Source organism: Streptococcus sp. 20925_1_69 (assembly GCF_041432365.1).
Classification (GTDB): Bacteria; Bacillota; Bacilli; order Lactobacillales; family Streptococcaceae; genus Streptococcus.
In genome coordinates, this window is record NZ_JAPVZL010000010.1 from 53,608 (window position 1) to 71,264 (window position 17,657).

20 protein-coding genes, 1 tRNA gene and 1 riboswitch are annotated in these 17,657 nt (G+C 40.3%); of the genes, 16 read left to right on the plus strand and 5 right to left on the minus strand.

Features of this window, described 5'->3' with window-relative positions:
* Positions 1-96: 96 nt before the first annotated feature.
* Positions 97-1,191 (plus strand): ferrochelatase, encoded by a 1,095-nt coding sequence (hemH, locus tag O3601_RS07650; protein WP_371472218.1) that lies wholly within the window; start codon positions 97-99, stop codon positions 1,189-1,191.
* A gap of 40 nt (positions 1,192-1,231) precedes the next feature.
* Here the strand turns inward: hemH and mscL are convergent, their stop codons facing one another.
* Together mscL and O3601_RS07660 are read right to left on the minus strand one after the other, a co-directional pair.
* Complete coding sequence (mscL, locus tag O3601_RS07655; protein ID WP_371472221.1) at positions 1,232-1,618, minus strand: large conductance mechanosensitive channel protein MscL; 387 nt, start codon at positions 1,616-1,618, stop codon at positions 1,232-1,234.
* 81 nt (positions 1,619-1,699) lie between these two features.
* Complete coding sequence (locus O3601_RS07660; RefSeq protein WP_371472224.1) at positions 1,700-2,131, minus strand: GtrA family protein; 432 nt, start codon at positions 2,129-2,131, stop codon at positions 1,700-1,702.
* A gap of 28 nt (positions 2,132-2,159) precedes the next feature.
* Positions 2,160-2,257: riboswitch (PreQ1 riboswitch) on the plus strand.
* Here O3601_RS07660 and O3601_RS07665 point away from each other — a divergent pair.
* The 4 genes from O3601_RS07665 to dapA all read left to right on the plus strand — a co-directional run bounded on the left by O3601_RS07665 (position 2,255) and on the right by dapA (position 5,544).
* Positions 2,255-2,764: a QueT transporter family protein gene (locus tag O3601_RS07665; protein ID WP_261052602.1), complete on the plus strand. Its 510-nt coding sequence runs from the start codon at positions 2,255-2,257 to the stop codon at positions 2,762-2,764. (Overlaps the previous riboswitch by 3 nt.)
* Positions 2,765-2,863: 99 nt before the next feature.
* Positions 2,864-2,936, plus strand: a tRNA-Thr gene (locus O3601_RS07670).
* A 539-nt stretch (positions 2,937-3,475) separates the two neighbouring features.
* Complete coding sequence (locus O3601_RS07675) at positions 3,476-4,552, plus strand: aspartate-semialdehyde dehydrogenase (RefSeq protein WP_049552055.1); 1,077 nt, start codon at positions 3,476-3,478, stop codon at positions 4,550-4,552.
* 56 nt (positions 4,553-4,608) lie between these two features.
* A complete protein-coding gene (dapA, locus tag O3601_RS07680) occupies positions 4,609-5,544 on the plus strand; it encodes a 4-hydroxy-tetrahydrodipicolinate synthase (RefSeq protein WP_371472227.1) in 936 nt (311 codons plus the stop codon).
* Between the two features lie 41 nt (positions 5,545-5,585).
* Here the strand turns inward: dapA and mnmE are convergent, their stop codons facing one another.
* Together mnmE and O3601_RS07690 are read right to left on the minus strand one after the other, a co-directional pair.
* Positions 5,586-6,959, minus strand: coding sequence for a tRNA uridine-5-carboxymethylaminomethyl(34) synthesis GTPase MnmE (gene mnmE / locus O3601_RS07685; protein WP_371472228.1), 1,374 nt, complete (start codon positions 6,957-6,959; stop codon positions 5,586-5,588).
* A gap of 137 nt (positions 6,960-7,096) precedes the next feature.
* Positions 7,097-7,279 carry a 4-oxalocrotonate tautomerase gene (locus O3601_RS07690; protein WP_001117401.1) on the minus strand — a complete coding sequence of 61 codons (183 nt, stop codon included), beginning with the start codon at positions 7,277-7,279 and terminating at the stop codon, positions 7,097-7,099.
* Positions 7,280-7,402: 123 nt separating this feature from the next.
* On the opposite strand from O3601_RS07690, the gene O3601_RS07695 reads away from it, so the two are divergent.
* From O3601_RS07695 to O3601_RS07740, 10 genes are all read left to right on the plus strand, one after another.
* Positions 7,403-7,993 (plus strand): thymidine kinase, encoded by a 591-nt coding sequence (locus O3601_RS07695; RefSeq protein WP_371472238.1) that lies wholly within the window; start codon positions 7,403-7,405, stop codon positions 7,991-7,993.
* Positions 7,990-9,069: a peptide chain release factor 1 gene (prfA, locus tag O3601_RS07700; RefSeq protein WP_371472240.1), complete on the plus strand. Its 1,080-nt coding sequence runs from the start codon at positions 7,990-7,992 to the stop codon at positions 9,067-9,069. The genes O3601_RS07695 and prfA overlap by 4 nt, the downstream gene beginning before the upstream one ends.
* Positions 9,069-9,905 carry a peptide chain release factor N(5)-glutamine methyltransferase gene (gene prmC, locus O3601_RS07705; protein WP_371472242.1) on the plus strand — a complete coding sequence of 279 codons (837 nt, stop codon included), beginning with the start codon at positions 9,069-9,071 and terminating at the stop codon, positions 9,903-9,905. The genes prfA and prmC overlap by 1 nt, the downstream gene beginning before the upstream one ends.
* The gene (locus O3601_RS07710; protein ID WP_371472244.1) at positions 9,889-10,491 is read left to right on the plus strand and encodes an L-threonylcarbamoyladenylate synthase; all 603 of its coding nucleotides are present in this window, start codon (positions 9,889-9,891) and stop codon (positions 10,489-10,491) included. Before prmC ends, O3601_RS07710 begins: the two co-directional genes overlap by 17 nt.
* A 1-nt stretch (position 10,492) precedes the next feature.
* Entirely contained in the window at positions 10,493-10,924 is a 432-nt protein-coding gene (locus O3601_RS07715; RefSeq protein WP_293965679.1) for a GNAT family N-acetyltransferase, read from the plus strand.
* Between the two features lie 61 nt (positions 10,925-10,985).
* Positions 10,986-12,242 (plus strand): serine hydroxymethyltransferase, encoded by a 1,257-nt coding sequence (gene glyA, locus O3601_RS07720; RefSeq protein ID WP_261027217.1) that lies wholly within the window; start codon positions 10,986-10,988, stop codon positions 12,240-12,242.
* 7 nt (positions 12,243-12,249) lie between these two features.
* Complete coding sequence (locus O3601_RS07725) at positions 12,250-13,224, plus strand: nucleoid-associated protein (RefSeq protein ID WP_261027219.1); 975 nt, start codon at positions 12,250-12,252, stop codon at positions 13,222-13,224.
* Positions 13,224-13,838 carry a cell wall hydrolase Pmp23 gene (gene pmp23, locus O3601_RS07730; RefSeq protein WP_371472248.1) on the plus strand — a complete coding sequence of 205 codons (615 nt, stop codon included), beginning with the start codon at positions 13,224-13,226 and terminating at the stop codon, positions 13,836-13,838. The genes O3601_RS07725 and pmp23 overlap by 1 nt, the downstream gene beginning before the upstream one ends.
* Before the next feature lie 73 nt (positions 13,839-13,911).
* Positions 13,912-14,886 (plus strand): DUF1002 domain-containing protein, encoded by a 975-nt coding sequence (locus tag O3601_RS07735; protein WP_371472251.1) that lies wholly within the window; start codon positions 13,912-13,914, stop codon positions 14,884-14,886.
* A gap of 107 nt (positions 14,887-14,993) precedes the next feature.
* Complete coding sequence (locus tag O3601_RS07740) at positions 14,994-16,385, plus strand: APC family permease (protein ID WP_371472252.1); 1,392 nt, start codon at positions 14,994-14,996, stop codon at positions 16,383-16,385.
* 18 nt (positions 16,386-16,403) lie between these two features.
* On the opposite strand, the gene O3601_RS07745 is transcribed toward O3601_RS07740, so the two are convergent.
* Positions 16,404-16,580, minus strand: a complete 177-nt coding sequence (locus O3601_RS07745) for a hypothetical protein (RefSeq protein WP_371472253.1) — start codon at positions 16,578-16,580, stop codon at positions 16,404-16,406.
* A gap of 153 nt (positions 16,581-16,733) precedes the next feature.
* Between O3601_RS07745 and adcAII the strand changes: the two genes are divergently transcribed.
* A complete protein-coding gene (gene adcAII / locus O3601_RS07750) occupies positions 16,734-17,651 on the plus strand; it encodes a zinc-binding lipoprotein AdcAII (RefSeq protein WP_000744916.1) in 918 nt (305 codons plus the stop codon).
* Positions 17,652-17,657: the final 6 nt, after the last annotated feature.

Genomic DNA, 17,657 nt, shown 5'->3' on the forward strand with positions numbered 1-17,657 from the left:
AAAGACAGAAGTTAGGGAAATTCTTTGTGTTAACGTTTACTTATCAGTGGATTCATGATAAAATAAACTTGATAAAAACATCACAAGGAAGCAGTTATGAAAAAAGCAATTTTAATGATGACCTTCGGTTCGCCAGAAGAGATTACCTTTGAAGGTGTGGCTGATTTTTTCACAAATATTCGTCGTGGGGTGAGACCTCAAGACCACGAGATTCAAACTCTCTATGATAATTATGTGCGAATTGGAGGTACTCCTCTGCAAAAAATTACCCGTGAAGAGGTTGCCTTGGTAGAAGCTAGACTGGGGAATGAGTATAGTGTTTATTTTGCTAATAAGTTTTCTAGACCTTTTATCCCAGATGTGATTGGTCAGATGGAAGCAGACGGCATTGAACAGTGTATTTGCTTGATTTTGGAGCCTCATTATTCTTTTTACTCTGTCATGGGCTATGAGAAATTTTTAGAAAGCAAACAAATTCAATTTTTAGTTATTAAGGACTGGTATCAAGAAGAAGCACTGTTAAACTATTGGGCGGATGAAATTGGTAAAATTTTAAAAGAAGAAGTAAAGCAGGATAGCTTTAAAGTCATCTTTTCAGCCCATAGTGTGCCTATTTTTGCCTTGGACTTTGGTGACCCTTATATCGACCAAATTTTCGAAAATAGCAAGCTAGTCGCTGAAAAACTAGGATTGAGTTCAGAGCAATATACTAACACTTGGCAGAGTGAAAGTGATATCGGGATTCCATGGATTAAGCCAGATGTTTTGGAGTATCTCAGAGAACAGAAAGAACATCCAGACCATTATATTTTTGTTCCAATCAGCTTCATTAGCGAGCATATTGAAGTCTTGTTTGACAATGATGTGGAATGTTATGACTTATGTCAGGAATTTGGTGTAAACTACCATCGTCCACCAATGCCAAATACAGATTCTCGTTTGATTGATGCCTTGGTTAATACCGTCAGAGCTAATGAGGACAAAGAATTTAAGGAATTTCTCCCAGAAGAAGAAACCTTTGATGAATTAGTTCCTTCAGATGAGACTAAAAATATCTTGGCCGAATCTCAAGATTTACAAATGCCAGAATTTGTGAAAAAACTGATTGAGAAAAAAGGTCGGGAAAATGTTAAGATGCCTTATCTTATCAAAAAAATGCTAGAGAAAGCAGGTAAATTACCAAAAGAGTAAAGAAAAAGGATTTAGCTTTGCGCTAGATCCTTTTAATCGATTATTTTTTCTCAAGAAGAGCTTTGATTTCTTGAAGTACTTCCAATTCAGTTGGAGCAGCAGGTGTAGCTTCAGCTTCTTCTGCGTCGTTTGCTTTACGAAGGTTTTGAGCTTTTTCAATTGCTTTAATCACAAAGAATAGCACAGTACCAACTACAAGGAAGTTGATAACAGCACTCAAGAAGTTACCGTAAGCAACACCATTCCATGAAAGTTCAGCAATACGTTCGATTTTTGCGGCTTTCAAGGCTGGATTCAAAATAAGTGGAGTGATGATATCGTTAACAAGTGATGTAACGATTGCACCAAAAGCAGAGGCAATGATCACACCGACAGCAAGGTCAACAACATTTCCACGAAGCAAAAATGCTTTAAGATCTTTTAACATTTTCATAATATCCTTTCAAAAATTTTTACTATTTATTATATATTAATTAAGAAAAGCTTGCAAGATAGATGCTCAGAAGTTTTATTTGTTAAAAACATAGACCTTGCTTAAAATGTAATTAAGAATAATTATCAATAATTGTGCAATTATCGTTTCAATTGCATTTACCTTATCAAGATTTTCATTTACAAATTGCCCTATGATATGAGGGAATTGAGTCACAAACAGAAAAGTAAAGAGCAAATCTAACAGAAAAGTAGAAAGGCGGGCAAGAAAAAATTTCACTAAACGAATAAGCCGATTATTCCTTGCTTGCTTAAATACAATCGTATCATTTGTGATAAAGGCAAATAAGATACCAATAATATTTGCTAGGGCAGTAGCAAGAAGTTCCTGATGACTTAGTTGATAAATGACTAGTCGTGAGAGAATCGAAACTAGAGTTGTTGCAAGGCCAAAGAAGAGATAGGCTAAGATTTCATTGTTAAAAAATTTTTGAATAGGAATTTTCATGTGTTAAGTATAGCATAAAGTAGGCTATTGTGCTATACTAGTAAGGTTGAATAAAGCAACCCTTGGTGCTTAGCTTCTTTCACCAAGCATATTACACGCGGATAATCCGCTAAAGGAGAAAAGATGAAAAAATTAACTATTCGTGATGTTGCAGATATCGCAATCGTCGCTGCTATCTATGTCGTTTTGACTGTCACACCGCCTCTAAATGCCATCAGCTATGGTGCTTATCAGTTCCGTATTTCAGAAATGATGAACTTTATGGCTTTTTACAATCCTAAGTACATCATCGGAGTTACCATCGGTTGTATGATTGCTAATTTCTTTAGCTTCGGACTGCTAGATGTCTTTGTTGGTGGTGGATCAACCCTAGTATTCCTCAGTCTAGGTGTTTGGCTTTTTGCAAAATACAGCAAAGATTACCTCTTTAATGGATTAATTCGAAAAGATCATTTCTTTTTTTCAATCCTCTTTTCAATTTCCATGTTTACTATCGCTGCAGAGTTGAATATCGTAGCGCAATTACCATTTTTCCTTACTTGGTTCACAACAGGAGTTGGTGAATTTGCCTCATTGATTATTGGAGCGATTATTATTGGTAAAATTGGTCATCGAATCGATTTAAGCAAATAGAAGAAGACAAGCTAGGTAGCTCTTACCTGGCTTTTTCTTTAGGAAAATTTCTTAGGAAACTTGACAAGATTTTCTAACTATAGTATACTTTTTAAGTAAGCTGATTTAGCTCAGTTGGCAGAGCGCATCCATGGTAAGGATGAGGTCGCCGGTTCAATCCCGGCAATTAGCATTAAATAGACAGAAAAGCCCTTGATTTAAAAGGGTTTTTGTTATGTTTGCCCCAAATTTTTCAAAGATATTTCTTATGCACCTGTGTAAATAAAACTAATACTCAATGAAAATCAAAGAGCAAACTAGGAAGCTAGCCGCAAGTTGCTCAAAACACTGTTTTGAGGTTGTAGATAAGACTGACGAAGTCAGTCACATACATACGGTAAGGCGACGCTGACGAAGTTTGAAGAGATTTTCGAAGAGTATAAAGAGTTTTGTCTGTTGACAAAAGTTATTCTCTTTAGTAGAATAGTAGATGCGATGAGTCGATGGGTAGTCTTCGGACTACTATTGAGCATAAGGAGGTCATAACGCAGGAGCGGACCTTGATGAGTTGTGTGAACCTGCTCATCACATGAAGATGCCTCTTAGTCCCTGGTCTAGCGACTGGGGATTTTTATTTTCCAAAAATTGATGAAAAAGCTTTGCAATTCATGGAAAAAGTAGTATAATACATCTATTATAGAAATTTTTAGAAAATTCCGAAAGAGGTTACTTATGGGATATACAGTTGCTGTAGTCGGCGCGACAGGTGCTGTCGGAGCTCAGATGATAAAAATGTTGGAAGAATCAACACTTCCAATCGATAAAATTCGCTTACTTGCTTCTGCTCGTTCAGCCGGCAAGACTTTGAAATTTAAAGACCAAGATATTACGATTGAAGAAACGACTGAAACTGCTTTTGAAGGAGTTGACATTGCTCTCTTTTCAGCAGGTGGTTCGACATCAGCTAAGTATGCACCATACGCAGTGAAAGCTGGAGCGGTAGTGGTAGATAATACATCTTACTTCCGTCAAAATCCAGATGTTCCTTTGGTTGTTCCAGAGGTCAATGCTCATGCACTTGATGCCCACAACGGTATCATTGCCTGCCCTAACTGTTCAACAATCCAAATGATGGTAGCTCTTGAGCCAGTTCGCCAAAAATGGGGCTTGGACCGTATCATTGTTTCAACTTACCAAGCAGTTTCAGGTGCTGGTATGGGAGCAATTCTTGAAACACAACGTGAACTTCGTGAAGTTTTGAATGATGGTGTGAAACCACGTGATTTGCATGCGGAAATCTTGCCTTCAGGTGGTGATAAGAAACACTATCCTATCGCCTTCAATGCTCTTCCACAAATCGATGTTTTCACTGATAATGATTACACTTACGAAGAGATGAAGATGACTAAGGAAACGAAGAAAATCATGGAAGATGACAGCATTGCAGTATCTGCAACATGTGTCCGTATTCCAGTCTTGTCAGCCCACTCTGAGTCTGTTTATATCGAAACAAAAGAAGTGGCTCCAATTGAAGAAGTAAAAGCAGCTATCGCAGCCTTCCCAGGTGCTGTCCTTGAAGATGATGTAGCTCATCAAATCTATCCTCAAGCCATCAATGCAGTTGGTTCGCGTGATACCTTTGTTGGTCGTATCCGTAAAGACTTGGATGCGGAAAAAGGAATTCACATGTGGGTTGTTTCAGATAACCTTCTTAAAGGTGCTGCTTGGAACTCAGTTCAGATTGCTGAAACTCTTCATGAACGTGGATTAGTTCGTCCAACTTCCGAATTGAAATTTGAATTAAAATAGTCATATCGTTTAGGAGTTCAGATGAACTCCTTCTTTGAAATAGAGAGGTGTTTCTCATGTCTTATAAAGATTTAAAAGAGTGTAAAATCATCACAGCCTTTATTACCCCCTTCCACGAGGATGGTTCCATCAACTTTGATGCTATTCCAGCCTTGATTGAGCATTTATTGGCCCATCATACGGATGGAATTCTTCTCGCAGGGACAACTGCTGAGAGTCCAACTTTAACCCACGATGAGGAGTTGGAACTCTTTGCGGCTGTACAAAAAATTGTCAATGGACGTGTTCCTTTGATTGCAGGTGTGGGTACTAATGATACGCGTGACTCTATCGAGTTTGTCAAAGAAGTAGCAGACTTTGGTGGTTTCGCTGCTGGGCTTGCTATTGTTCCTTACTACAACAAACCTTCTCAAGAAGGAATGTATCAGCACTTTAAGGCCATTGCAGATGCTTCTGACCTACCAATTATTATCTATAACATTCCTGGGCGTGTGGTTGTTGAACTAACTCCAGAAACCATGCTTCGTTTGGCTGACCATCCAAATATTATCGGTGTCAAAGAATGTACGAGCTTGGCTAATATGGCTTATTTGATTGAACACAAGCCAGAGGAGTTTTTGATTTATACTGGTGAGGATGGAGATGCTTTCCATGCCATGAACCTTGGTGCGGATGGGGTTATTTCTGTTGCCTCTCATACAAATGGGGATGAAATGCACGAGATGTTTATGGCCATTGAAGAAAGCGATATGAAGAAAGCCGCAGCAATCCAGCGTAAATTCATTCCTAAGGTTAATGCCCTCTTCTCTTATCCAAGTCCTGCTCCAGTCAAGGCTGTTCTCAACTACATGGGATTTGAAGCTGGACCGACTCGTCTACCTCTAGTTCCAGCACCAGAAGAAGATGCTAAACGCATTATCAAGGTTGTCGTAGATGGCGACTACGAAGCAACTAAGGCCACTGTAACAGGTGTCCTAAGACCAGATTATTAATAAATATAAAATCCATGACCGATTGAACGATCATGGATTTCTTATTTTCCTAAACAGAATTGGCTAAAGAGTTGGGTGATAAGTTCATCTGGAGCAGCATCACCAGTGATTTCACCGAGAATTTCCCAAGTGCGAGTCAAATCAACTTGAAGTAGATCAACTGGCATTCCTAGCTCTAGCCCTTCATTAACAGCTTGTAGGCTTTCAACTGCTTTTTCAATCAGGGAAATATGACGGGCGTTTGACAAGTAGGTAGCATCTTGCTCGACTAGACCAGCATTTTCAAAGAAGAGGTCATTAATGCGTTCTTCAATCTTATCAATGTTTTGGTTTTTAAGAACTGAAATACGGATGACATCTTCTGGAAGTTCCGAAGTTTCAATCGCTTCAGGCAGGTCGGTTTTGTTAAGAAGAATAATGCGATTAGTCTCCTGACTGATTTCTAGGAGTTGTCGGTCTTGGGCGGTTAAGGGCTCGCTAGCGTTTAGCACTAGTAGAACTAGGTCAGCTTCCTTGAGGGCTTTTTTCGAACGCTCGACACCGATTTGTTCCACGATGTCATCTGTTTCACGGATACCAGCTGTATCAATCAGTTTGAGAGGGACACCGTTGATGTTGACGTATTCTTCAATGACATCACGTGTCGTACCAGCAATGTCTGTAACGATAGCCTTGTCCTCACGTAAGAGGTTGTTGAGAAGGCTTGATTTCCCAACGTTAGGACGGCCGATGATGGCAGTGGAAATTCCTTCACGAAGGATTTTGCCGCGACGGGCTGTTCTAAGGAGATTGGTTAGCAATTGCTCAAACTCCATAGTCTTCTCACGGACAACAGCAGTAGTCGCTTCCTCAACATCGTCATACTCAGGATAATCAATATTAACCTCGACTTGGGCAAGTGTGTTAAGGATTTCTTGACGGGTATTATTGATAAGATCAGAAAGGGAACCATCGAGTTGTTTGACCGCAATGTTCATGGCCTTGTCAGTCTTGGCGCGGATGATGTCCATCACTGCCTCAGCCTGTGTCAAATCCACACGACCGTTTAGAAAGGCACGTTTGGTAAATTCACCAGGTTCTGCTAACCGAGCTCCTTCACGGATAGCTAGCTGGAGAATCTCATTGGTCACCGCAATCCCACCGTGGGTGTTAATCTCGATAATATCCTCACGAGTGAAGGTTTTTGGAGACTTCATAGCTCCAACCATAACCTCGTCCATGACTTTACCAGTCAGAGGATCAATAATGTGACCGTAGTTGAGAGTGTGGCTGGCAACCTTGTTTAGGTCTTTCCTTTTAAAAATCTTTTGCGCAATAGCAAAACTTTCTGTTCCGCTCAGGCGGACAATACCAATAGCCCCTTCACCTAGTGGAGTAGAGATAGCAGCGATGGTATCAAATTCACGTGTAATCATAATATTTCCTTTAATAAATAGCTCTTTTCTTGGAAATTTTTCCAAGTCTCTTTTCAAATTGTAACAAATTTAGACTATTTCTTCAATGGATGCTACTTGGAGATTGAAAAAGCCTAAGCATTTCTGCTTAAGCTAGCTTATTTGGTGCGCATTTCCCCTTGTGGGAAGTAGGTTCCTTCTGGCATGTCGTTGATGATGACATGGACAGCAGATTGAGGGGCTCCTGTGTTGCGAACAACAGCTTCTGTTACTTCCTTAGCAAGAGCTTTCTTTTGCTCGAGCGTGCGTCCTTCAAATAAATCGATGCGTACAAATGGCATAATAGCTTCCTCCACTAGTTTTTGATTTCTTCTATTTTACCACATTTTGCCGTTTAAAGCTTAAGAAAATTATGATATACTAGAATGTAGCAAAAATTTAGAAATGGACGTGAAGCAAGAAACATGGCACAGTTGTATTATCGTTATGGGACCATGAACTCTGGAAAGACAATCGAGATTCTCAAGGTAGCCTATAACTACGAGGAGCAAGGAAAAGGTGTTGTGATTATGACCTCGGCTCTGGATACGCGTGACGGTGTTGGCTATGTGTCGAGTCGGATTGGCATGAAACGCCCAGCCATTGCGATCGAGGAAACAACTGATATCTTCGGGCATATCCGAGACCTATCAGAAAAACCTTACTGTGTGTTGGTTGATGAGGCCCAGTTTCTCAAGCGTCACCATGTTTACGACCTAGCTCGTGTTGTTGATGAGTTAGACATACCTGTCATGGCTTTTGGTTTGAAAAATGACTTTCGCAATGAACTGTTCGAAGGTTCCAAGTATCTCTTGCTTTTAGCAGATAAGATTGATGAAATCAAGACCATTTGTCAGTATTGTAAGAAAAAGGCGACTATGGTCTTGCGTACTCAGGATGGACTGCCCGTTTACGATGGAGAACAGATCCAGATTGGTGGTAATGAAACCTATATCTCAGTTTGCCGTAAACATTATTTTGCGCCTGAAATCAATAAGGAGAATGAAGAAAAATGAACATCTATGATCAACTACAAGCTGTAGAAGACTGTTATGAAGAATTAGGAGAATTGCTGAGTGACCCAGATGTCGTCTCAGACACCAAGCGTTTCATGGAGCTTTCGAAAGAAGAGGCTTCTACTCGTGACACGGTAACTGCCTACCGTGAGTACAAACAAGTCCTTCAAAACATCGTTGACGCTGAAGAAATGATTAAGGAATCAGGTGGAGATGCTGACTTGGAAGAAATGGCCAAGCAAGAACTCAAAGATGCCAAGGCTGAAAAAGAAGAATACGAAGAAAAACTGAAAATCTTGCTCCTTCCTAAAGATCCAAACGATGACAAGAATATCATCCTTGAAATCCGTGGCGCTGCTGGTGGAGACGAAGCGGCACTTTTCGCCGGAGACCTTCTAACTATGTACCAAAAGTATGCAGAAGCCCAAGGCTGGCGGTTTGAAGTCATGGAAGCCTCTATGAATGGTGTCGGTGGATTCAAAGAAGTAGTTGCCATGGTTTCAGGTCAATCTGTTTACTCTAAACTCAAGTACGAATCAGGTGCCCACCGTGTGCAACGTGTTCCTGTGACAGAAAGCCAAGGTCGTGTTCATACTTCGACAGCGACAGTTCTTGTCATGCCTGAAGTCGAAGAAGTAGAATACGATATTGATCCAAAAGACCTTCGTGTTGACATCTACCACGCATCTGGTGCTGGTGGACAGAACGTCAACAAGGTTGCGACTGCCGTTCGTATCGTTCACTTGCCAACCAATATCAAGGTTGAGATGCAGGAAGAACGTACCCAGCAGAAGAACCGTGAGAAGGCCATGAAAATCATCCGTGCGCGTGTTGCTGACCATTTTGCTCAGATTGCCCAGGATGAACAAGACGCTGAGCGTAAGTCAACGATTGGTACTGGTGACCGTTCAGAACGAATCCGTACTTATAATTTCCCACAAAACCGTGTCACGGACCACCGTATCGGCTTGACCCTCCAAAAACTAGATACGATTTTGTCTGGTAAATTGGACGAAGTTGTGGATGCCTTGGTGCTCTATGACCAAACACAAAAATTAGAAGAATTAAACAAATAATGAAATTAGCACAATTATTTTCAGATTTTGAAGAAGAATTGATAAGACAGGGAGAGGAAGCAGAAAGCCTCTCTTTTGTCTATCGTAGCCTGAAAAATCTCTCTTTTACAGACTTTGTCTTTGCCCTCCAGCAGGAAGTGACGGAAGTGGAAGAAGTATTTGTAAAAGGAATTTTCCAACAGTTAGCAGCTCATAAACCGGCACAGTATATCATTGGACAGGCAGATTTTTATGGAATGCAGTTAAAAGTGGATGAGCGAGTATTGATCCCTCGTCCAGAAACAGAGGAGTTGGTGGAGCTTATCCTGGCTGAAAATCCTGAGACGAATCTTTCAGTTCTGGATATTGGAACAGGTAGTGGAGCTATTGCTCTCGCCTTAGCAAAAAATAGACCAGATTGGTCAGTGACAGCAGCAGATATTTCCCAAAATGCTTTAGATGTAGCTAACGAAAATGCTAAAAATCAAAATCTTCAAATATTTTTAAAAAAATCTGACTGTTTTACAGAAATTTCTGAAAAATATGATATAATTGTTTCCAATCCACCCTATATCTCTCGTGAAGATGAGTCAGAGGTCGGTTTGAATGTCTTGCATTCGGAACCTCATCTAGCTCTCTTTGCAGACGAGGATGGCCTAGCTATTTACCGTAGAATTGCGGAAGATGCAAAAGACTATCTCAAAGATGGTGGTAAGATTTACCTTGAAATTGGATACAAGCAAGGTCAAAGTGTTCCTGAACTTTTTAGGAAACATCTTCCTGAACAGCGAGTTCGAACACTCAAGGACCAATTTGGTCAAGATAGGATGGTTGTGGTTGATGATGGGCAGGATTAAACAAGAGTTGGAAAATGGTGGAGCTGTCGTTCTACCTACAGAGACAGTTTACGGTCTTTTTGCCAAGGCTCTAGACGAAAAAGCAGTTAATCATGTTTACCAACTTAAACGTCGTCCAAGAGACAAGGCGCTTAACCTCAATATCGCCTCTCTAGAGGACATCTTGCACTTTTCTAAGAACCAACCAGCTTATCTTCAAAAACTTGTAGAGACCTTTTTACCAGGTCCCTTGACCATTATTCTCGAAGCCAATGACCGAGTTCCCTATTGGGTCAATTCTGGTCTTGAAACTGTGGGATTTCGGATGCCCAGTCATCCTATCACGCTGGATTTGATTCGAGAGACAGGGCCCTTGATTGGACCGTCTGCCAATATTTCAGGTCAGGCAAGTGGAGTGACCTTTGAACAAATTCTGAAGGATTTTGACCAAGAGGTTTTGGGTCTAGAAGACGATGCTTTTCTAACTGGACAGGATTCAACTATTTTGGACTTGTCTGGAGACAAGGTGAAAATCTTACGACAAGGGGCCATTAAGCGAGAAGATATTCTTGCTCGGTTGCCAGAGATTTCTTTTGAGGAGGAATGAGATGCTAAGAGATTTGCAAGAAACAGATGTGAAAGCTATTTGTGACATTAACCAAGAGGCTTTGGGCTATTCTTTTAGTCCAGAGGAAACGGCTAGTCAACTAGCTAGACTATCTCAGAATTCACATCATTTCCTACTTGCTTATGAGGATGAAGCTAGTCATGCCTTGCTTGGATATGTCCACGCTGAGGTCTATGAATCACTTTATTCTAAAGCAGGATTTAATATTTTAGCTTTAGCAGTTTCACCTCAAGCGCAAGGTCAAGGTATTGGTAAAAGCTTATTACAAGGGTTGGAAGAAGAAGCAAAAAGACGTGGTTATGGGTTTATCCGCTTAAATTCTGCCAATCATCGTCTGGGTGCTCATGCATTTTATGAAAAAGTTGGTTATACTTGTGATAAAATGCAGAAACGGTTTATTCGCATCTTTTAGTTTGATTTTCTAATAAGAAAATTAAACTAATGGACTAGTCACACTATAAAGGAGAAGACCTATGATTTTTGACAAAGATGATTTTAAAGCATACGATGCTGATCTCTGGAATGCTATTGCCAAAGAAGAAGAACGCCAACAAAATAACATTGAATTGATTGCTTCGGAAAACGTGGTTTCCAAGGCTGTTATGGCAGCTCAAGGGTCTATCTTGACGAATAAATACGCCGAAGGCTACCCAGGACGCCGTTATTATGGTGGAACGGATGTGGTAGACGTGGTAGAATCTCTAGCTATTGAACGCGCAAAAGAAATTTTCGGTGCAAAATTTGCCAATGTCCAACCACACTCAGGAAGCCAAGCTAACTGTGCAGCTTACATGGCCTTGATTGAGCCTGGCGATACGGTTATGGGAATGGATTTGGCTGCAGGTGGTCACTTGACTCACGGGGCTCCTGTAAGCTTCTCTGGTCAAACCTACAACTTTGTTTCTTATAGTGTGGATCCTGAAACAGAACTCTTGGACTTTGATGCTATCTTGAAACAAGCCCAAGAAGTAAAACCAAAATTGATCGTAGCAGGTGCTTCAGCCTATTCTCAAATTATCGACTTTTCAAAATTCCGTGAAATTGCGGACGCCGTTGGTGCTAAGCTCATGGTAGATATGGCTCATATCGCTGGTTTGGTTGCTGCTGGTCTTCACCCAAGTCCAGTACCATACGCTCACATCACGACAACAACGACCCACAAAACCCTTCGTGGGCCTCGTGGTGGTTTGATTTTGACCAATGATGAAGACTTAGCTAAGAAAATCAATTCAGCTATTTTCCCTGGTATTCAGGGTGGTCCTTTGGAGCACGTTGTGGCGGCTAAAGCTGTTTCCTTCAAAGAAGTTTTGGATCCAGCCTTCAAGGAATATGCTGCCAATGTCATCAAGAACAGCAAGGCTATGGCAGATGTCTTCTTGCAAGACCCTGATTTTCGTATCATTTCTGGAGGGACTGAAAACCATCTCTTCCTTGTTGATGTGACTAAGGTTGTAGAAAACGGAAAAGTTGCTCAAAACTTGCTGGATGAAGTCAATATTACCCTAAATAAAAACTCAATCCCTTACGAAAGCTTGTCACCATTCAAGACAAGTGGGATTCGTATCGGAGCAGCAGCCATTACTGCACGTGGATTTGGTGAAGAAGAAAGTCGCAAAGTGGCTGAACTGATCATTAAAACCCTTAAAAATGCAGAAAATGAAGCTGTCTTAGAAGAAGTGAGAAGTGCAGTTAAAGAATTGACAGATGCCTTCCCATTATACGAGGACTAAAACTTTTATGGACATTTATATTAAGAAAGCCATTATCCATCAGTTTAGCCCGGATGATACCGAGCTGTTTCTAGCGGATAAGTTTCTCAATATCACTCCAAAAATCGAAGAATACCTGCGCAAGAAAATTGAACGTGTGTATTCAGATGAAGCCAAGACTGGGATTTTCGAAGAAGAAAATCCCTTCTTCAATCACATCACAGACGATTTGTTGGAGACTTCGGTAACACTGGCTAATCTCTGGAAAGAAGAGTTCAGTATTTCAGAAAATCTCAAGACTAATGACTTGATTTTTGTGCAATTTTCTAAAGAAGGTGTAGAACATTTTGCTTTCTTGCGAATTGCCCTGCGGGAGACCTTGACCCACCTCGGTGGAGAAGTTGATAATCCAATCAAGCTAACTCAAAATAACTTGCCTGGATTTGGAACAGGGGCTGATGAGGCCTTGGTGGTTAATCTTCAGAGCCGCAAGTACCATCTGATTGAAAAGCGAATCAAGTATAACGGGGCTTTTTTGAACTATTTTTCAGAAAATCTTCTTGCCGTCGCCCCTAAAATTTCACCCAAGAAATCTATCAAAGAACTGGAAAAAACGGCACAGCGAATTGCTGAAACCTTTAACACAGACGATTTTCAATTTCAATCCAAGGTAAAATCAGCGATTTTCAATAACCTGGAAGAAAGCAATGAATTATCGCCTGAGAAATTGGCCAATGACCTTTTTGACAACAATCTGACAGCTCGTTTGAGCTTTATTGACCAAGTCAAAGAAGTAGTACCAGAACCAGTTCAATTTGATGAAATTGATGCTAGTCGCCAATTAAAGAAATTTGAAAATCAAAAACTCTCCTTGTCAAATGGAATTGAGCTCATCGTTCCCAATAACGTCTATCAAGACGCCGAGTCTGTTGAGTTTATCCAAAACGAAAATGGAACCTACTCTATCTTAATCAAAAATATCGAGGATATCCAAAGTAAATAATGTTTAAACGAATTCGAAGAGTGCTTGTACTAGCAGTCTTCCTTTTTGCTGGATATAAAGCTTATCGCGTTCACCAAGATGTCAAGCAAGTCATGACCTATCAACCTATGGTGCGAGAAATCTTGAGTGAAAAAGACACACCAGCAAACGAAGAGCTTGTGCTCGCTATGATTTATACCGAAACAAAAGGAAAAGAAGGCGATGTTATGCAGTCTAGTGAGTCTGTTAGTAGCGCTACCAATACCATCAATGATAATGCCTCTAGCATTCGGCAAGGCGTTCAAACTCTGACAGACAATCTCTATCTGGCCCAGAAGAAGGGGGTAGATGTCTGGACGGCTGTTCAAGCCTATAATTTTGGACCTGCCTATATCGATTTTATAGCCCAAAATGGCAAGGAAAATACCTTGGCTCTGGCCAAACAGTACTCTCGTGAGACTGTTGCTCCCTTGCTTGGCAATACCACCGGAAAGACTTATAGTTATATTCACCCCATTTCCATTTTTCACGGTGCAGAACTTTATGTAAATGGGGGAAACTATTATTATTCTAGACAGGTGCAACTCAACCTTTACATCATCAAATGTTTCACTCTCCTTTCGACATCTGGCTAGTCCAGGTGTTTTTGTTATAAGTTTTCTTTAAGATAGATATATTACTCTAGAAAGGTAAAGGAGGAAATTCCCTATGAGAAAGAAACTCTTTCTGACTAGTGCTGCGGTCTTGTGGGCGGTAACAGCTATGAATAGCGCCCATGCAGCAACAGATGTTCAAAAAGTCATCGATGAAACCTATGTCCAACCTGAATATGTCCTAGGTTCATCACTATCTGAAGACCAAAAAAGTCAAACCCTTAAAAAACTGGGCTACAATGCCTCAACAGACACCAAAGAACTCAAGACCATGACACCTGATGTCTATTCTAAGATTATGAATGTGGCCAATGACTCTAGCTTACAATTGTATTCATCAGCCAAGATTCAAAAGCTAGGGGACAAATCGCCACTTGAGGTCAAGATTGAAACACCAGAAAATATCACTAAGGTGACTCAGGATATGTACCGAAACGCAGCCGTAACGCTGGGAGTGGAACATGCTAAAATCACTGTAGCAGCTCCTATTCCAGTTACAGGTGAGAGTGCTTTAGCAGGGATCTACTATTCGCTAGAAGTTAATGGAGCCAAGGTGCCACAAGCCAATAAAGACTTGGCTCAAGAAGAGTTGAAGGCTTTGTCAGATATCAATGCTGAAAACAAGGACAAGTCAGGCTATGATGCTAATAAACTAAACGTTGCCCTAACTGATATTAAGTCAGGACTCGCCAAAGCGAAGGAAAGCAAGGGAAATCTGACAGAGGAAGATGTCCGTAAGATTGTTGAAGATACCTTGAAAAATTACAAACTTGATCAGGTTATAACAGGAAACCAGATCAATATCATCATCAATTTTGCTTTAAATCTCTCAAAAAGTGATATTCTTAGCAATACAGACTTCACTAAAACTCTAAATGACCTTAAACAAAGTATTGTTTCACAAGCTGGCGATAGTTTTAAAAATATCAATCTTAACTTTGATGCTGATAAGGCGATAGAGGACGGCGGTAATTTCCTAAGCTCCCTCTGGCAAGCCGTTGTCAACTTCTTCAAGAGTTTTGGTTCTTAAGCCGTTACAAAAGTAGTCAGATTTTTTCAGAAAAATGTTTTATAAATATTCACAAATCTACTATATTTATGGTAAAATAGAATCATCATTTTATTTTGGAGTCAAAGATGAATATATTTAGAACAAAAAATGTTAGTTTAGATAAAACGGAGATGCATAGGCATTTGAAGTTATGGGATTTGATTTTGTTAGGTATCGGAGCTATGGTAGGGACAGGTGTCTTTACAATTACAGGTACTGCAGCTGCAACGCTTGCTGGTCCAGCACTAGTGATTTCAATCGTCATTTCTGCCTTGTGTGTGGGATTATCAGCCCTCTTTTTTGCAGAATTTGCTTCGCGAGTACCCGCTACAGGTGGTGCCTACAGTTATCTCTATGCTATCTTAGGAGAATTCCCTGCCTGGTTGGCTGGCTGGCTAACCATGATGGAGTTCATGACAGCCATATCAGGTGTGGCTTCGGGTTGGGCAGCTTATTTTAAAGGGCTTCTCTCTCAATACGGGATAGCCCTTCCTCAGGCTTTAAATGGTACCTTTAATCCTCAAGCAGGGACATTTGTTGATTTATTGCCTATTCTTGTCTTGGTCTTGGTGACCTCGCTTGTTTTACTTAATGCTAAGGCAGCCTTACGCTTTAATTCGATCCTAGTTATTTTGAAATTTTTCGCTTTAGCTCTCTTTGTTTTAGTAGGAATTTGGCATATTAAACTTGATAATTGGAGCAATTTTGCTCCTTATGGTTTTGGACAAATCTATGGTGCCAGTACTGGTATTATGGCTGGTGCGTCCTTGATGTTCTTTGGTTTTTTGGGATTTGAATCCATCTCTATGGCTGTAGATGAGGTCAAGACTCCTCAAAAAAATATTCCTAGAGGGATTGTCTTATCGCTTTCTATCGTAACTATTCTCTATGCCTTGGTGACGCTTGTCTTAACTGGTGTGGTCCATTATAGCCATCTAAATGTCGACGATGCCGTTGCCTTTGCCCTTCGTAGCGTTGGGATCAGTTGGGCAGCCAACTATGTGTCATTAGTTGCTATCTTGACCTTGATTACGGTTTGTATCTCGATGACTTATGCCCTATCACGTATGATTTACAGTTTAGCGCGTGACGGATTGATGCCTGCTGCCTTTAAAGAACTGACGAAGACTAGCAAGGTACCAAAGAATGCTACTATCTTGACAGGTCTAGCTTCAGCAGTAGCAGCAGGAATGTTCCCTCTTGCTAGTATCGCAGCCTTCTTAAATATTTGTACCTTGGCCTACTTGATTATGCTTGCTTACGGCTTGATTCGCTTACGGAAAGAAAAAGGAATGCCCAATGCTGGAGAATTTAAAACACCATTGGTACCCTTATTACCGATTTTATCAATCATCATTTGTTTATCCTTTATGTTGCAGTATAATATGGAAACTTGGATTGCTTTCCTAGTTGCATTGTTGATAGGAAGTATTATTTACTTCACTTATGGTTATAAGCATTCTACCATAGAAGAATAATACTCTTCGAAAATCTCTTCAAACCACGTCAGCTTCATCCACAACCTCAAAACAGTGTTTTGAGCTGACTTCGTCAGTTTCATCTACAACCTCAAAAACATGTTTTGAGCTGACTTCGTCAGTTCTATCTGCAACCTCAAAGTCGTGCTTTGAGCAGCCTGCGGCTAGCTTCCTAATTTGCTCTTTGATTTTCATTGAGTATATAAAGTGAGAATCTGTTGAGTTGTTAAAACTTAGCAGATTTTTATATGTGAAAGAAATTTCAATTTTTTTCTTAAAATAGCTTGACAGATTAAATTTTTAGGAGTAGAATGTTTACCAGTTAATTAAATAGTTAAGGGGTTATCCATGAAAAAACAAAGTTTATTTTTAGTATTGTTAAGTGTCTTTCTTTTGTGTTTAGGTGCTTGTGGTCAAAAGGAAAGCCAGACAGGGAAAGGGATGAAAATTGTGACCAGTTTTTATCCTATCTACGCTATGGTAAAGGAAGTGTCAGGTGACTTGAATGATGTTCGGATGATTCAGTCAAGTAGCGGGATTCACTCCTTTGAACCTTCAGCAAATGACATTGCTGCCATCTATGATGCAGATGTCTTTGTTTACCATTCTCATACGCTCGAATCTTGGGCAGGAAGTCTGGATCCAAATCTAAAAAAATCCAAAGTTAAGGTTTTAGAGGCTTCAGAGGGAATGACTTTAGACCGCGTCCCAGGGCTAGAAGATGTGGAAGCAGGGGATGGAGTTGATGAAAAAACGCTCTATGACCCTCACACTTGGCTAGATCCTGAAAAAGCTGGTGAAGAAGCTCAGATTATTGCTGATAAACTTTCAGAGGTGGATAGTGAGCATAAAGAAACTTACCAGAAAAATGCGCAAGCCTTTATCAAAAAAGCTCAAGAACTAACTAAGAAATTCCAACCTAAATTTGAAAAAGCGACTCAGAAAACATTTGTAACACAACATACAGCCTTTTCTTATCTAGCGAAGAGATTTGGACTTAATCAACTTGGTATTGCAGGTATCTCTCCTGAACAAGAACCAAGTCCACGACAACTTACAGAAATTCAGGAATTTGTAAAAACATATAAGGTTAAAACGATTTTTACAGAAAGTAACGCTTCTTCCAAAGTAGCTGAAACTCTTGTCAAATCAACAGGTGTGGGTCTTAAAACTCTCAATCCTTTAGAGGCAGACCCACAAAATGACAAGACCTATTTAGAAAATCTTGAAGAAAATATGAGTGTTCTAGCAGAAGAATTAAAGTGAGAAAAG